The 15729-nt window shown below is 55.4% G+C and carries 10 protein-coding genes and 1 pseudogene; 7 read left to right on the top strand and 4 right to left on the bottom strand.

The genetic code is table 11. The annotated features are described in order from the left end of the window. The first annotated feature begins 321 nt into the window (after positions 1-321). The 7 genes and pseudogenes from E1H13_RS07725 (at position 322) to E1H13_RS07695 (ending at position 10161) form a co-directional block, all read left to right on the top strand. Positions 322-4542, top strand: coding sequence for a DEAD/DEAH box helicase (locus E1H13_RS07725; protein ID WP_169612831.1), 4221 nt, complete (start codon positions 322-324; stop codon positions 4540-4542). Between the two features lie 144 nt (positions 4543-4686). Next, positions 4687-4920 (top strand): annotated as a pseudogene (locus E1H13_RS07720) (SAM-dependent DNA methyltransferase); the annotation flags it as partial. A gap of 128 nt (positions 4921-5048) precedes the next feature. Beyond that, the gene (locus E1H13_RS07715) at positions 5049-5351 is read left to right on the top strand and encodes a GIY-YIG nuclease family protein (protein WP_169612830.1); all 303 of its coding nucleotides are present in this window, start codon (positions 5049-5051) and stop codon (positions 5349-5351) included. A gap of 10 nt (positions 5352-5361) precedes the next feature. Next, positions 5362-5568, top strand: coding sequence for a hypothetical protein (locus tag E1H13_RS07710; protein ID WP_169612829.1), 207 nt, complete (start codon positions 5362-5364; stop codon positions 5566-5568). 655 nt (positions 5569-6223) lie between these two features. Beyond that, positions 6224-7471: a restriction endonuclease subunit S gene (locus E1H13_RS07705; protein WP_169612828.1), complete on the top strand. Its 1248-nt coding sequence runs from the start codon at positions 6224-6226 to the stop codon at positions 7469-7471. Further along, positions 7468-8538, top strand: a complete 1071-nt coding sequence (locus tag E1H13_RS07700) for a PDDEXK nuclease domain-containing protein (RefSeq protein WP_169612827.1) — start codon at positions 7468-7470, stop codon at positions 8536-8538. The genes E1H13_RS07705 and E1H13_RS07700 overlap by 4 nt, the downstream gene beginning before the upstream one ends. 57 nt (positions 8539-8595) lie before the next feature. Beyond that, positions 8596-10161 carry a type I restriction endonuclease subunit R gene (locus E1H13_RS07695; RefSeq protein WP_169612826.1) on the top strand — a complete coding sequence of 522 codons (1566 nt, stop codon included), beginning with the start codon at positions 8596-8598 and terminating at the stop codon, positions 10159-10161. 77 nt (positions 10162-10238) lie between these two features. Here the strand turns inward: E1H13_RS07695 and E1H13_RS07690 are convergent, their stop codons facing one another. The 4 genes from E1H13_RS07690 to E1H13_RS07675 all read right to left on the bottom strand — a co-directional run bounded on the left by E1H13_RS07690 (position 10239) and on the right by E1H13_RS07675 (position 15464). Continuing rightward, positions 10239-11750 (bottom strand): UbiD family decarboxylase, encoded by a 1512-nt coding sequence (locus E1H13_RS07690; protein WP_169612825.1) that lies wholly within the window; start codon positions 11748-11750, stop codon positions 10239-10241. Between the two features lie 442 nt (positions 11751-12192). Beyond that, on the bottom strand, positions 12193-13467 hold the full coding sequence (gene ahcY / locus E1H13_RS07685) for an adenosylhomocysteinase (RefSeq protein WP_169612824.1): 1275 nt from the start codon (positions 13465-13467) through the stop codon (positions 12193-12195). Positions 13468-13620: 153 nt separating this feature from the next. Continuing rightward, the gene (gene panB, locus E1H13_RS07680) at positions 13621-14409 is read right to left on the bottom strand and encodes a 3-methyl-2-oxobutanoate hydroxymethyltransferase (protein ID WP_169612823.1); all 789 of its coding nucleotides are present in this window, start codon (positions 14407-14409) and stop codon (positions 13621-13623) included. A gap of 206 nt (positions 14410-14615) precedes the next feature. Then, positions 14616-15464, bottom strand: coding sequence for a DUF1997 domain-containing protein (locus E1H13_RS07675; protein ID WP_347404135.1), 849 nt, complete (start codon positions 15462-15464; stop codon positions 14616-14618). Positions 15465-15729: the final 265 nt, after the last annotated feature.

Here is a 15729-nt window from a genome sequence, read left to right as displayed (position 1 = left end):
GAAGAGGATTGGGAGCGGCGTTCTCCAGTCTGCTTTAGCAGACTTCTGCGGTGAGCCAGGGAGTTCACTCCCTGGTGGTTGTGGCCGAAGTCCCTTAGTTCCAGGGGTTTTCGGGAAAAGTACCACCACCTTGACAGAGCTGACCTTGAACCCTAAACCCTTTCAGACCGTCATCTTTAATTCGATAGGCCGCTACCGAACTAACTCTATGGTAAGGGGTTTGAACCCGTATCTAAGTCCCTTTAGCGTTATAAGTGATCCACAACATTCCCCCATTACCGATACAATCAGCCCAAAGCCCCTTAAACATCACTCTTTACCGTGGCTCAAGATATCGAGACCGTTCGTGCCAGACTCGTTGATCGTTACCACCAGTTGCCCGACCTACAACGGCAGTTGGTGCAGCTATTTTCAGTGATCTACGCCGCCGTCGGCAAAAATAAAGTGGTGGACTGCTTCAATGCTTACCTGCGCCACAGTGGCCAGCGCCAACAAGTCACCCTGGCCGAACTTAATCCTCATTTTAATCGGCTGATTAAGCAAGGACTGCTCACCACCGCCAGTAGTTATGCACCGCAGTGTCACCCCCTATTGGTGGAAGTGGCCACCCGCGACGCCCTGCACCAGGGCACCTTTGAGTTCATGGTCAAGGCGGTGCAGGAAAAGCTGCCCATACAAACTGTGCCCTGGGACAAAAGCCAGCGCCACTTTCACAGTCAAGATCAATTGATTCGGGAGGTGCGGATCGGGCTGTACCGAGTCGACTGGGATTACATGGCAGCCCAATTTGACGCTTACTACAACACCCTGTTTTCTTCTAACGCTATTTCCATCACCCAGGTGATGGAACTGATTTGTAACAATCCCTTCGATCGCGACTGGTTCGTCACCCTCAAACAAACTCCCGACCTGTACGAAGTTGCCCTCAGCAGCCTCTGTTTCAACTCGATGATGACCGTCACGCCAGCGGAGGATGCCTTTGCCCTACTGCAGGAAGCGTGTAGCCGCCCCGACGCCACTGTCTCCGAGCGCTTGAGGAACCTCTGGATTGAACAACTGCTGACCCGAGGCCATCTGCAGGAGGCCCAGACGGCCTTGACCGAATTAGCCGAGGAGTCCCCGGAAGAGACACTGCTGTTGCAGGGGTGGCTGAACAGCTTGCAAGGGGACTATGACCAAACCATCGAAGTGGGTACTGTGGCCCTAAAGTGGCTGAAAAAAAAGACCGGCAAGCGCAAGGTTTACTTCAATAGCACGGCTGGGCTGTTTCTGGTGATGGCCTTGATTCAAGCGGGCTCCCCCACCAGCCTAAAGCAGGCAGAAGAGTATGCTCACCTGATTGCTGACCAGGGCTATCACCACTGGATGGGTGTGATGTATAGCTGTTTGGAAAAAGTCGCCCAGGTGTTGCAGGGCAATACAACGGCCAAGCGCTATCTAACTAATACTCCGGTCAGCACCCTAGAGAATGCCTCAAGCTTTGAGACGCTGATTGACATGCTCAGTCTCTATTGGGTGGACCTGGACAATGCCCGTCAGCGACTGCCCAATTACGTGGGGCAGTTTTATAAGCACGCCCAGACCGCTGGATATGACTGGTTTGCCCTGGAGATGGCGGAACTCCTGGCCCGCCTACAACCCGATAGCACCTACGGCCAACAAGCCGCCGAGCTACGCCAGAAAACCGGCATTCACCCCCTGGTGACCTTAATTCAACCCAAGGAACCCTGGGAACTGTCTCTGACGGCGCTCATGGGGCTAAACCCCACTACCCCCAAACAGGCCACCAAAGCCACCGCTACCAGCTATCGCCTGGTCTGGTTGTTGACCGTTTATCCCCATGACAGCTGGCAACTCCAACCGAAGGAACAAAAAATTAGCGTCAAGGGGGGCTGGAGCCGGGGACGGGCGATCGCCCTCAAGCGCCTCAAACAAGAGCTGCGCTCTTTTGATTACCTCACCCCCCAAGACATTCAAATTTGCTCTAACCTGGTACAGGATAACTACAGCTACGGCTACGACAACTACAAATTTCAAGAGCAGGCCCTGCTGGATCTGGTGGGTCATCCCCTGGTGTTCTGGGAAGACTCCCCCACGACGCGGGTGGAGGTGGTGAAGGGGGAACCCGCCCTGCTGGTGCGCCAGGCCAAGGCGGGCAAGCTAGCCATTTCCCTGACCCCAGCGGTGGAGCCCAAAGCGGCGATCGCCCTGGTGAAAGAGACCCCCACCCGGCTGAAGGTGGTGGAATTTACCGCCAACCACCGTCGCATCGCTGAGGTGCTGGGTCCCCAGAACTCCCTAGAAGTGCCCGAAGCCGCCAAAGAACAGGTGCTGGCCGCAATCAACGCCGTGGCTGGGCTGGTGACGGTGCATTCCGACATTGGTGGCGGGGTAGCCGACGCCGAAGCGGTGGAGGCCAATCCCCAACCCCACCTGCACTTGCTCCCCGCCGGGGAAGGGCTAAAGGTAGCCCTACTGACTCGCCCCTTTGGGGATGATGGCCCTTACTACCGTCCTGGCAGCGGCGGCGAAATGGTGATTGCTGAAATCGACGGTAAACGGCTACAAACCCACCGTGACCTGAAGCAGGAAAAAGCCCTGGCCCGCACCGTCGAAACCACTTGCCCCACCCTGCAGCGGCTCGATGATGAAGCGGGGGAGTGGCTGATTGATGACCCCGAAGCCTGCCTGGAACTGCTGCTGGAAATTCAGGAGTTGGGGGACCAGGCAGTGGTGGAATGGCCGGAAGGGGAAAAGATGCGCATCGCCAGCCGGGTCAGCCTCAGTAACTTCAAAATCCAGATTCAGCGGCAGCGGGACTGGTTTGCCGCCAGCGGTGAGCTTCAGATCAGCGATGACGAAGTGCTGGACATGCAGCGGTTGATGGAGCTGCTGGAGGCCTCCCCCGGTCGGTTCGTGAAGCTGGCCGATGGTCAGTTCCTGGCCCTAACCCAGGAGTTCCGCAAGCGCCTGGACGACATGCGCGCCTTCTCCGAGAAAAGCGGCAACGGCGTCCGGTTTCACCCCCTGGCCTCCCTGGCCATGGATGACTGGATGGAGGAAGCGGGTCAACTCAAAACCGACAAGCACTGGAAAAACCATGTCAAACGCCTGAAAGAGGCCCAAAATCTGCAGCCCGAGTTGCCCTCTACCCTGCAGGCAGAGCTGCGGGATTACCAGGTGGACGGGTTTAACTGGCTGGCCCGCCTGGCCCACTGGGGGGTGGGGGCCTGCCTGGCCGATGACATGGGTTTGGGCAAGACCCTGCAAGCCCTGGCGGTAATTCTCACCCGCGCCCCCGACGGCCCCACCCTGATTATTGCCCCCACCTCGGTGTGCATGAACTGGATCAGCGAGGCGGAGAAGTTTGCTCCCACCCTGACGCCGAAGCAGTTGGGCAGCGGCGATCGCCAAAAGCGGATCGATAACTTGCAACCCTTTGACCTGCTGGTGTGTAGCTACGGCCTGTTGCAACAGGCCGATGTCGGGGACATGCTGGCCCAGGTACAGTGGCAAACCATTGTGCTCGACGAGGCCCAGGCCATCAAGAACTCGGCCACCAAGCGCTCCAAGGCAGCGATGAAACTCCAGGGAGACTTTAAAATCCTCACCACCGGCACCCCGATTGAAAACCACCTGGGGGAACTGTGGAACCTGTTTCGGTTCATTAACCCCGGCTTGCTGGGCTCCCAAGAGCAGTTCAGCCAGAAGTTCGCCAACGCCATCGAACGCAACCAGGATAAAGCCGCCCGCAACCGCCTGAAGCGGCTGATCCAACCCTTCATTCTGCGCCGTACCAAGAGCCAGGTGCTGGACGAACTGCCCGCCCGCACCGAAATCACCCTGCAGGTGGAACTCAGTGCCCAGGAAATGGCCTTCTATGAGGCCCTGCGGCGGGATGCGATCGAAAAGCTGGCTGACCCCAATGTGGAAGCGGGCACCAAACACCTGCAAGTGCTGGCAGAAATTATGCGGCTGCGGCGGGCCTGTTGCAATACCCGCCTGGTGAATGCCGACACCCCTCTGCCCAGTGCCAAATTGGAAGCCTTTGGGGAAATTCTGGAAGAACTAACGGAAAATAACCACAAGGCCCTGGTATTCAGCCAGTTTGTGGACCACCTCACCATTTTGCGAGAGTTCCTGAACGGTCAATCCATCCACTACCAATACCTGGACGGCAGCACCCCGGCCAAAGAACGCCAGAAACGGGTGGAGGCCTTCCAGGCGGGAGAGGGGGAGGTGTTCTTGATTAGCCTGAAGGCGGGGGGCACTGGCCTTAACCTGACAGCGGCAGACTATGTGATCCACATGGACCCCTGGTGGAACCCAGCGGTGGAAGATCAAGCCAGCGATCGCGCCCATCGCATCGGCCAGCAACGCCCGGTCACCATCTATCGTCTGGTGGCCAAAAACACCATCGAGGAGAAAATTGTCGACCTGCACCGACAAAAGCGCGACCTGGCCGATAGCCTGCTGGAAGGCACCGACATGAGCGGCAAGATCTCCACGGAGCAATTACTGCAGCTGATCAGCGAGGGGTAGGGATGAAAACTTGCCTGCGATCGCGGTGTCTGCTGAGATACGTTAGCCAGGGAAAGCGTTGCCCTGGATGGTGAGCCTGTACTATTGGCGTAGGCCACCCCCGCTAACCTGCTTAGAAGACCCATGTTTGAACAGACCTTCAGAAACATTGATGACCTGAAGGAGTTTGTGGAACTCCAGGGGACGTTTGCGGAAACGGAGAAGTCTTGGTTCCTGGATCTGGAGGATGTTGACCCCGAAACCTTTGACCTGTCGGTGAAAAACCCCAATGCCCCAGAAGAAGCCCCCCTTCGCGACCCGCAGGAAATTATGGATGAGATTGCGGCCCTGGATAAGGAGAGTGCTGAGATTTTGGCTGGAATTGGGGGAATCTTGTGATGGGTTTGGCTTCGGCTACGCTCAGCCAACGGGGTTTCGGCTGTGCTCAACTAGCGGGGTGGTGGTCGAGCCGTGAGGGCTGAGCGAAGTCGAAGCCCGATATCAGGTGCATTGAGGACGGAGGACCTATGCCTTATATGTATATTTTGGAATGCGTCGATGGTTCTTTGTACACGGGTAGCACTAGGGATTTGCCGCGCCGCCTGTGGCAGCACCAGAACGGTATGGGAGCCAATCATACGGCGAAACGCTTGCCTGTTAAGTTGGTCTATGCAGAGGAATTTGAGCGTGTGGCAGATGCTTTTTATCGTGAGAAGCAGGTGCAGGGCTGGAGCCGAGCGAAGAAGATGGCGCTGATGGAAGGCGATTGGGATCGGCTGCATATTTTGGCGGAGTGCCAAAATGCAACGCATTATTTAGGGGGTGGTTGATGAGTGGGTTTTGGCTTCGGCTACGCTCAGCCAGCGGGGCTTCGGCTACGCTCAGCCAGCGGGGCTTCGGCTACGCTCAGCCAGCGGGGCTTCGGCTACGCTCAGCCAGCGGGGCTTCGGCTACGCTCAGCCAGCGGGGCTTCGGCTACGCTCAGCCAGCGGGGCTTCGGCTACGCTCAACTGGCGGGGTTTCGGCTACGCTCAACTGGCGGGCTAGGGCAATCTAAGAGGGCTGAGCGAAGTCGAAGCCCGGTCTCTGCTCAGGTAGCAGGGATCGCGGTGCTGGATAAGGAGAGTGCGGAGATTTTGGCTGGAATTGGACAGATGTTGTGAGTGAGGCCAATAATTTATGGCTCATGCGGCAGTTTTACTGTGAGTATAGGGATAAGCCAAATCTCCAATCACTGATTGGAGAAGGTAGTGGGCAAAAATCTATTGATGCTTGAAATCTCAGGAATGTGTGTGAGTTTGATTGTACCTATGCCACTCGACCAAATCTGCAACTGCTGGTTGCAGAAATTAGCGGAACAATTCTTTGAATATTTGGCAGGTCCACAGCTCAGGGCTAACGGAGGGGAGGAATGATGCTGGTATCAGGCATGGGGATTGCTGAGATTTTGGCTGGAATTGGAGGGATGTTGTGAGCCTAAGCGTTCGGGCTAACGGTAAATATACCGTTTGGGCTGAGCCTACATTCGTTCGGGCTGAGCCTGTCGAAGCCCAGCCGCCCTTCGACAGGCTCAGGGCTAACGGATAGCCGCCCTTCGACTGTTCGACACGCTCACAGCTCAGGGCTAACGGAGGAGAGGAATGATGCTGGTATCAGTCATGGGGAGTGCGGAGATCTTGGCTGAAATTGGGGGGATGTTGTGATGAAAAGTTGGGAGGTTAAAAAAATAGGTGATGTCTGCACTCTCAAGAGCGGCACTACAGTCAATAAATCATTGGAAAAGACTTCGGGAGATGTGCCTTATCTGAAAGTCGCGGATATGTCTCTTCCTGAGAATGATCTGGTAATCACTACATCATCGCGCTTTCTGAATGAAGATGCTCTCAAAAAGAATTCTCTATTCCCAATAGGGACAACCATCTTTCCAAAAAGAGGTGGTGCGATTTTGACGAACAAAAAGCGCCTAACCGCTATACCTGTTTGTGCGGATTTAAACATTATGGGGGTTATTCCATCAAAAGCTTTACTTCCAAAATTTCTATATTTTTACTTTCTCAATATAGATATGAGAGAGCTAGGTAGTGGCTCTTCAATTCCCCAAATCAATAATTACGATATTGCACCCCTAACCATTGCATTCCCCACATGCGCAGAACAAAAACGCATTGTGGCGATATTGGATGAGGCGTTTGAGAGGATTGATGGTGCGATCGCAAACACCGAAAAGAACCTCGCCAACGCCCGTGAACTCTTTGAAAGCTACCTAAACTCCATCTTCACCCGCAAAGGCGATAACTGGGTAGATGTGAGGTTGGGTGAGATTGCCACATTTCGAAATGGACTCAATTTCACCAAGAACAGCAAGGGCGAATCAATCAAGATTGTTGGTGTTAAAGACTTTCAGAACAACTTCTGGATTGATGAGGAGCAATTAGAGACAGTCACTATAGATGAGGATCTGAAAGAGATTGATATTCTACGGGAAGGCGATATATTGACCGTCCGCTCAAATGGAAACAAAGAGCTGATTGGACGTTGTATATTGGCTGGCGAACTCTCTGAAAAGACGTCTCACTCTGGATTTACAATTAGGATTCGCATTGAGAGGCCAGATGTCTACTTACCCTTCGCGGTACATTACCTCAAGTCTCGAACATTACGGAGAAGGCTAATTGAGAGTGGAGACGGCATCAGTATCAGCAGCTTAAACCAACAGAAGTTATCGCTGATTGAGTTGAGCTTTCCCCCTTTGGAAAAGCAGCAATCCCTGGTTACAGCTATCGATGAGCTATCGGGTGCTTCTCAGCGCCTCGAAGCCATCTACCAACAAAAACTCGCCGCCCTCAACGAACTCAAGCAATCCATCCTGCAAAAAGCCTTCTCTGGCGAACTCACTACCGACACTGCCGCCCAAGCCGCCAACGCAGCGCAGGAGGTGACAGCAGCGTGAGCAATGACCTGACCCAACCCAGCGATCGGCTCTTTAAAGACATTGGACAGCTCATTGATGCCGCCAAGCAACGCGCTGCCGTAGCCGTCAACGCCGAACTCACCCTGCTGTACTGGCAAGTGGACACCCGCATCCAGACCGAAGTGTTGCAGGGGCAGCGGGCCGAGTATGGCAAGCAGGTCATTCGCACCCTCTCCCAGAAACTCACTCAAACCTATGGGCGCGGCTGGGGCGAACGGCAACTGCGGAACTGCCTTCACTTCGCCGAGCAATTCCCCGATCAGCAAATTGTGCAAACAGTGTCTGCACAATTGAGCTGGTCTCACCTACAGTTGCTGAGCACCCTCGACGACCCGCTAAAACGCGACTTCTACATCGAAGTCGCCCAGCTCGAAAATTGGAGCTTTCGCCAGCTCAAAGAGCGCATCGACTCCATGCTCTACGAGCGCACTGCCCTCTCCCGTAAACCCGAAGCCACCATCCGCCACGATCTGGCTCAGCTCCGCAACGAGCAGAAGCTCTCCCCCGACCTGCTGCTGCGCGATCCCTACATCCTCGACTTCCTAAATCTGCAAGACCGCTACACCGAGCGCGACCTCGAAGACGCCATCCTGCGAGAAATCGAGCGGTTTCTGCTGGAAATGGGGGCAGGCTTCACCTTCGTTGCCCGTCAGAAGCGCCTGCAAATCGACAACGACGACTTTTACATCGACCTGCTGTTCTACAACCGCAAACTCAAACGCCTGGTCGCCATCGACCTGAAGCTAGGCAACTTTCGCCCCGAATACAAAAGCCAGATGGAACTCTACCTGCGCTGGCTGCAAAAACACGACCAAGAGCCAGACGAAGCGCCGCCCCTCGGCATCATTCTCTGCGCCGGAAAGAAGCAGGAGCAAATTGAGCTACTAGAGCTGGGCCGCAGCGGCATCCATGTTGCCGAGTACCTCACCGTCTTACCCCCCAAGGATGTTCTACAAACTAAGCTGCACCAGGCGATCGAGGTCGCACGGGAGCGGATGGGGCCATCCCCGTTCAATAGTGACAATGGCCCAATCTCTGAGCCATGATAGAAACGTTTTTGGGGAACTCTGGGCAAAAGTGCTTCAAAGCAAAATGAGGGCATCGTGAACGAAGCCGAAACCCGTGCCGAACTGATTGACCCCGCCCTGCGGGCCGCTGGCTGGGGCGTGGTAGAAAACAGCCGAGTGCGGCGAGAAGTGATTGCCCCCGGTCGGCTGGTAGGGGGCGGGCGGCGGGCCGCTGCCGAATTTGCCGACTACGTGCTGGAATACCGTGGCCACAAGCTCGCCGTCATCGAAGCTAAAAAGCGCGATGCCCGCGATACCGAAGGCGTCGGGCAGGCCAAACGCTATACCTATGCCCTCAAAGACGGCATCAATGACGGCTTCCTTACCCCCTTCAAAGTGCGGCAGATCGAAACCAACCTCGACGAATACCGCTACAGCCCGGACGATGACCTACTAGAAGGAGCCATCGACAGCGATCGCGTCTACACCGAATCCGACTTCAACCGCATCATCGAAATCAAAGCGCGAGAACGCTACCGAGTTCAGCTGTTCATGGAGATGATCAACCAAAACGAAAAAACCCTCGTATTCTGCGCCACCCAAGATCACGCCCTAGCCATCCGCGACCTAATCAACGACTACAAAATCAGTACCGATCCCAACTACTGCGTCCGCGTCACCGCCAACGACGGTAGCCTCGGCGAACAATTTCTCCGCACCTTCCAAGACAACGAAAAAAACATCCCCACCATCCTGACCACCTCTCAAAAACTCTCTACCGGCGTCGATGCCCGCAACGTTCGCAACATCATCCTGTTGCGAGTTATCGGTACCATCATCGAGTTCAAACAAATTGTCGGACGCGGCACCCGACCCTTCGAGGGCAAAGACTACTTCACCATCTACGATTTCGTAAAAGCTTATGAGCACTTCAACGATCCGGAGTGGGATGGCGAACCCCAGGAGCCAGTGCGAGTCACCTCTCGCGGTCCCCGTGAACCTGCTGGCGACTACAACGTTGATTCCCCCACCGACGACCTCGACTCCGACTCCCCTACCCCCGGCCGTCCTCAGAAAATCGTCATTAAGCTGGCTGACGGCAAAGAGCGCACCTTGCAAAACACCATCCAGACCAGCTTCTGGAGTCCAGATGGTAAACCGATCCCGGCGGCTGAGTTCGTAGAGCGCCTGTTTGGCGACATCCCAGAGTCATTTAAAAACGAAGCCGAACTGCGACAACTCTGGAGCCGACCCGACACCCGCAAAGCCCTTCTAGACGGCTTAGCCGAAAAAGGCTATGGCAATGAACAACTCACCGAAATTAGCCGCCTAATCGACGCTGAAAACAGTGACTTATATGATGTGCTAGCCTACATCGCCTACGCCAATGCCCCAATCAGCCGCCGCAAACGGGTCATGGCCCATAAGGAGTTGATCTTCTCCCGCTATACAGGTAGGCAACAAGACTTTCTAGACTTTGTGCTCAATCAATATATTGAACAAGGGGTAGGGGAACTCGACCAAGATAAACTGCCGCAACTGCTAGAGTTGAAGTACCACAACCTCAGAGACGCCATTGCCGACCTCGGTGAGGTGAACAACATCAGATCGGTTTTTATCGGTTTTCAACAGCACCTGTATTCAGACGATAGAGTCGCATAAGCTTCAACACGCTCGGGCTGAGCCTGTCGTATGGCTTTTAAACCGGCTTTCGATCTAGTAGTGCCGCGATCGCCCCATCACCGCAAATCATAGCCAAACAAATTGGGGTCCACATCCCCCAGGTTCAAATCCTCCAAGCCATACTCGGCCCAGCGGCTATCCACCAGGGCGGCCGTGTCCGGATCGGGCACCAGTTCATCGCTCCAGGGGCGATCGGTTTCGGGATAGACCTTGGTTGTGGCATCAATGCCCATGCGGCTGCCCAGCCCTGGTTTTTCAGTGGCAAAGTCGAGGCGGTCGAAGGGATTGTTGGGCAAAATAAACACGTCACGGGCCGGATCCACTTTAGAGGTGACCGCCCACATCACCTGGCGGGGATCGCGAATGTTAATCGCTTTATCGACCACGATCACAAACTTGGTGTAACTGAACTGGGGCAACGCCGACCAAAAGGCCAGGGCCGCCCGTTTGGCCTGCCCCGGATAGGATTTTTCGATGGAAAGGACCGCCGCCTTATAGCTCAGCCCTTCCATCGGTAAGAAAAAGTCCTGAATTTCCGGCACTTGCTGGCGCAGGATCGGGTTATAGATGCGGTTGAGGGCGATCGCCATCATGGCGTCTTCTTTGGGGGGGCGACCGCTGAAGGTAGTCATGTAGACCGGATTTTTACGCTGGGTGATGCAGTGAAACCGGAGTAACGGGGCCTGTTCGTTCACCCCACCGTAATAGCCAATATGGTCTCCGGCTGGACCGTCTACGGCGGTTTCCCCTGGGGTAATGGTGCCTTCCAGCACAATTTCAGCCTGGGCTGGCACCTCTAAATCCACCGTTTTGCATTTGGCCATGTGTATCCCCTGACCTGCGTACAGCCCGGCAAACAGCCACTCCGACAAATCGATTGGTAGGGGGGTGGCAGCCGCCAAAATTAGCAGGGGGTGGACCCCAATCGCGATCGCCACCTCCAGCTTTTGGCCCAGAGCCGCTGCCTTGCGTAAATGGCGACTACAGCCCCGCACCGACAACCACTGCACCGTGGCGGTGTTTTTAGACTGCAGCTGTAACCGATAGACGCCGACATTGGGAATGCCACTTTCTGGATCCTTGGTGATCATCAAGCCCAGGGTGATCACCTTACCCGCATCACCGGGATAGACCCGTAGCAGAGGCAACTGGGTGAGATCCACCTGATCGCCCTTCAGCACCACCTGGTGGCACGGGGGCAGCAGATCCCGCATTGGTTTGGCCTTGACCACATCAAACAGGGCTTTACCGAGGGTCACAGCCTGGGACAGACTCTTGGGGGGGCGGGGCTGGTACAGCAGCGCCAACTTTTCCCCCAGGGTTTCCAACTCGGCGGGGTGATCCATGCCCATAGCCCAACACACCCGCTCCACGGTACCCAGCACATTGATGGCCAAAGGCATGCTGGCCCCCTTGACGTTTTCAAACAGCAGGGCCGGGCCGCCCCCCAGCAAGAGCCGGTTGGCAATTTCGGCAATCTCCAGATTGGCATCAACGGCTGCCGTAATCCGGCGGAGTTGCCCCCGCTGCTCTAGCAGGGTCAAAAACTGTTGCAAATCTTGGGCCATGGCATCGAAACGGTTATGAACGAGTGTTAAGCACACCCCTTAAATTATGGGGGATAGCAGGGGGGCACCGCCACCTGTACAGGGTTGGCCATGGAGCTTAGGCCATTGACCGCTAACCCAGCTGGAAACTAGATGACACCAAGGCAGATAGCCATCGCTTCCAGCGCATCGGTATGTCCGACCTGTTCTGGCGATGGCTATACCTTGACTGCCCTAACCAAAGCAAACGACAAAAAGCCAGCGAACTGCCTTCTGCCTTTTGCTTGCTTAGGTGACGCCTAAACCAGATCCCAGTCCAGACCTGGAGTTCTGCCTGTGGGAAAACTCCAGATCTCGAGCTGGACTTGGTATAGGAAACTTTCTGCCAGGTGGTGGGCAATGCCCACCCTACAAGAGCTACGATCGCTGACTAAACGCAGGATTTTCTGGCTCGGAAGGCGCCTTAAGTTCCTACCGTCCAGGAGTTAATATAAATCTCCTGCTCAGGGGTGAGGCTGTCCACCTCAATCCCCATGGCCGCTAGCTTCAGGCGGGCAATTTCCTTGTCCACCGCTTCAGGGATGGAATGCAGACCGGGCTGCAGGGAGCCCCGCTGCTTCACCAGGTACTCGCAGGCCAGGGCCTGGTTAGCAAAGCTCATATCCATCACTGCGCTGGGGTGGCCTTCAGCGGCGGCCAAATTCACTAGGCGACCTTCGCCCAGCACAATCACCGACTTACCACTGGTGAGTCGGTACTGCTGGGTGAAGTTGCGCACTTGCTTCACCTCAGAGGCCATTTTCCCAAGGGATTCCAGGTCAATTTCGATGTCAAAGTGGCCTGAGTTGCAAACCATGGCGCCATCTTTCATCAGCTCGAAGTGCTCTTGGCGGATGACATGCTTGTTACCGGTCACGGTAATGAACAGATCGCCAATCGACGCCGCCTGGGCCATGGGCATCACCCGGAAGCCATCCATCACCGCTTCGATCGCCCGCACGGGGTCAATTTCGGTAACCACAACGTTGGCCCCCATGCCCCGCGCCCGTAAAGCTGTACCTTTACCGCACCAGCCATAACCCGCGACGACCACAGTTTTACCGGCCAGCAAAACGTTAGTGGCCCGAATAATCCCATCCAGGGTAGATTGCCCGGTGCCGTAGCGGTTGTCAAAGAAATGCTTGGTGTCAGCATCATTGACGTTCATCGCCGGGAAGCTGAGCACTCCGTCTTTGAACATAGCCCGCAGCCGCACGATACCTGTGGTGGTTTCTTCGGTGGTGCCGATGACATCACTCAGCTGGGCCTGACGTTCTTTAACTAAGGTGGCAACCACATCACTGCCGTCGTCAATGATGATGTTGGGGCGGTGGTCTAGGGCCGTTTCCACATGGCGGTGGTAGGTGGCGTTGTCTTCCCCTCTCAGGGCAAACACAGGAATGCCGTAGTCAGCCACCAGGCTAGCGGCCACATCATCCTGGGTTGACAGGGGGTTACTGGCAATCAACACCGCATCGGCCCCGCCGTTTTTGAGGGCGATCGCCAGGTGGGCGGTTTCGGTCGTAACGTGGCAACAGGCCGAAATCCGAATACCTGCTAAGGGCTGTTCTTGGCTGAAGCGATCTTGGATTTGCCGCAGCACCGGCATTTCTCGCCCGGCCCACTCGATCCGCTGTTTACCCTGGGGGGCCAAAGCCAGGTCTTTAACGTCGTACTTGAATTGCAAAGTTGTGGTCATAGGACAGTGTTAGCTGTAATGAATCTGATCTTGTAATGAATCTGATCTAAGTAGGTTTAGGCACGGCCCATCACTCGGTAGACAGTTTTCTAAAAGTTACCGAAGCAGGCTTGGGGTAGTGTCCGGGGTTAGCTTACCTAGCTTAACGGAAATTTATGCCGGATACTGTCCCGATCGCACCTCTTCACAGAACCGTTGAGCTGCCTCAATCGCTTGGCTACGTAGATTAGCATAGGCCTTGGCAAAGGGGGGCTGCCAGGCCGAGAGCCCCAGCACATCAGCAGTGACCAGCACCTGACCATCACAGTGGATTCCCGCCCCAATGCCAATCGTAGGGATGCCAAGGGCTTTGGTGATCGTCCCAGCCAGGTCCGCTGGAATGTGCTCTAGTACAATCGAAAATACTCCGGCCTGCTCTAGGGCCTGGGCTTCCGCCAAAATTTGCTCCGCCCCGGCGTGGGATTTACCCTGTTTACGAAACCCGCCCAACTGGTTCACCGACTGGGGGGTCAATCCCACGTGTCCCATTACTGGTATCCCCCACTGCACCAGGCGACTGACAATCTCAACTGCTGCCTGGTGTCCGCCTTCCAACTTGACCGCCTGTACCCCGGCTTCCTTGAGTAATCGGCCTGCTGTGTGGATAGCCTCCTCCAAGCTGGTCTGGTAGCTTAAAAACGGCAAATCAACCACCAGCAAGGCACTTTTCACCCCCCGCCGCACCGCCTTAGCGCAAATCAGCATGTCGTCTAGGGTGAGGGGCAGGGTGGTGTCATACCCTAGGGTCACCATCGCTAATGAGTCCCCCACCAGCACAATATCAGCCCCAGCCTGGTCAACAATTTGGCCCGACATCACATCCCAAGCAGTCAGCATCGTAATCGGGTGGGATGGCTGGTGAGTTTGCTTCCATTGAAGAATTTGCTGAACACTAACTGCCATGGCTGCGCCTAAGGAACCTGGTTGTCAGAATAGCAAACTGCAGGCAGGCTCTAGCTATCGAGTAGTGGTCTGTCAAGCCAGAAGTGACGGGTCAACAGGGTCGCGGTTAACGGTCTACGGTTAACGGTCTACGGCTTGCCTTGAACCGCATACCATGAACCGTAAACCCTAAGTCATATCTCCCGTCCTTATTTTTTGACTCAACACTAGGCTTTCCCCCAATTCGACCAAAAAAAGTGACGATGGTAGCTGGGGGGCAAAGACAACTGGTTACTGGCATGAAAGTCTTCTTGCACCTTGCGGGTCAGCCGTTTCGACACCTGCCTTACCACTTGATTCAGCAGCCGATCGCCAGATCCTTTGACCAAGGCATAGGGCAATGCATTCATAAATCTAGGCTTATGGATTTTTACCGTTAGGGATAGCTCCCAGTCCACCTTGGTAATCCCGGGGGCAGCTGAGCCCTCGGTTGCCCCCGGGCCTTCACCCTCGACCAGGCGTAGCACCGAGCGAAAGTCCACATCGTAGCCAGGGGGCACATAGCCCGGAATCGGAATAGTGTCGATGCGATACACCTGATGGTCAACCGGCGATAGGTAAAGTCCTACCTTCGGTTCTACCTCATAGCTCAGCACTGAAAAGCGCCCTACCACCAGGGCATAGCCATGGTCCGAAATTGGCTCCACTTGCATCGGATGGGCACAGCGGGTAAACCAGCCTCGATGGCTGTCCAAATACTCTCCGACGGTATCAATGCCAGCGGCCATATCCATTTGACCGGCGTACTGTCCTTCAAACAGGAGGACTGAGCATTCTGACTCGGGCCGTTCTGGCTCGGGCGATTTTGGCTGGGCCAGGCCTGGCCCAGCATAGTTCGGCTCAGCGTAGCTTGGCCCAGGGCCGTTTGACTCGACCAGGTCTGGCTCGGTGTAGTTTGGTTGAGTGTAGCTTGGCGCTGGAGTCCTGCTTTCGACGCCATCAGTCAGGGTGGGGACGCCCGACACTGGCGACACCTGAAGCTTTGACGAAGAAGGCTGCATTGGTTCGAAGGTCACGGCAAAACCACGTATTTGAACATCACCATGCAGAAACAGATAAGGCTTAAGCCTATGGTAAGGGTTCCCTGGGACTTCAGTAGAGTTAACCTAAGTTGGCCTATGGAACTGTGACAATTATCACGCTTTTGTTAAGCGGAGCGACCCCGGTAGCCCCCCGAGCCAGAGGTCACTGGATTCTCTGTCTCCAGCCCAGCAGAAACTCCTTTTTATTTTCTTTTATTGTCCAGCCCTGTAGACCAACCCTGCCGGAGGGATGTTCCTA

The sequence above is a fragment of the Nodosilinea sp. P-1105 genome, assembly GCF_012911975.1.
In the GTDB taxonomy this organism is placed as follows: Bacteria; Cyanobacteriota; Cyanobacteriia; order Phormidesmidales; family Phormidesmidaceae; genus Nodosilinea.
The sequence above is the reverse complement of the archived record's forward strand: the minus strand, read 5'-3'. Positions and strand labels throughout refer to the sequence as shown.

What these genes read in the sequence shown, in the direction of transcription:
- E1H13_RS07705 (WP_169612828.1), top strand. Translation starts at nt 6,224, where the DNA reads ATGAAAAGTTGGGAGGTTAAAAAAATAGGTGATGTCTGCACTCTCAAG.
- E1H13_RS07715 (WP_169612830.1), top strand. Translation starts at nt 5,049, where the DNA reads ATGCCTTATATGTATATTTTGGAATGCGTCGATGGTTCTTTGTACACG.
- ahcY (WP_169612824.1), bottom strand. Translation starts at nt 13,467, where the DNA reads ATGACCACAACTTTGCAATTCAAGTACGACGTTAAAGACCTGGCTTTG.
- panB (WP_169612823.1), bottom strand. Translation starts at nt 14,409, where the DNA reads ATGGCAGTTAGTGTTCAGCAAATTCTTCAATGGAAGCAAACTCACCAG.
- E1H13_RS07690 (WP_169612825.1), bottom strand. Translation starts at nt 11,750, where the DNA reads ATGGCCCAAGATTTGCAACAGTTTTTGACCCTGCTAGAGCAGCGGGGG.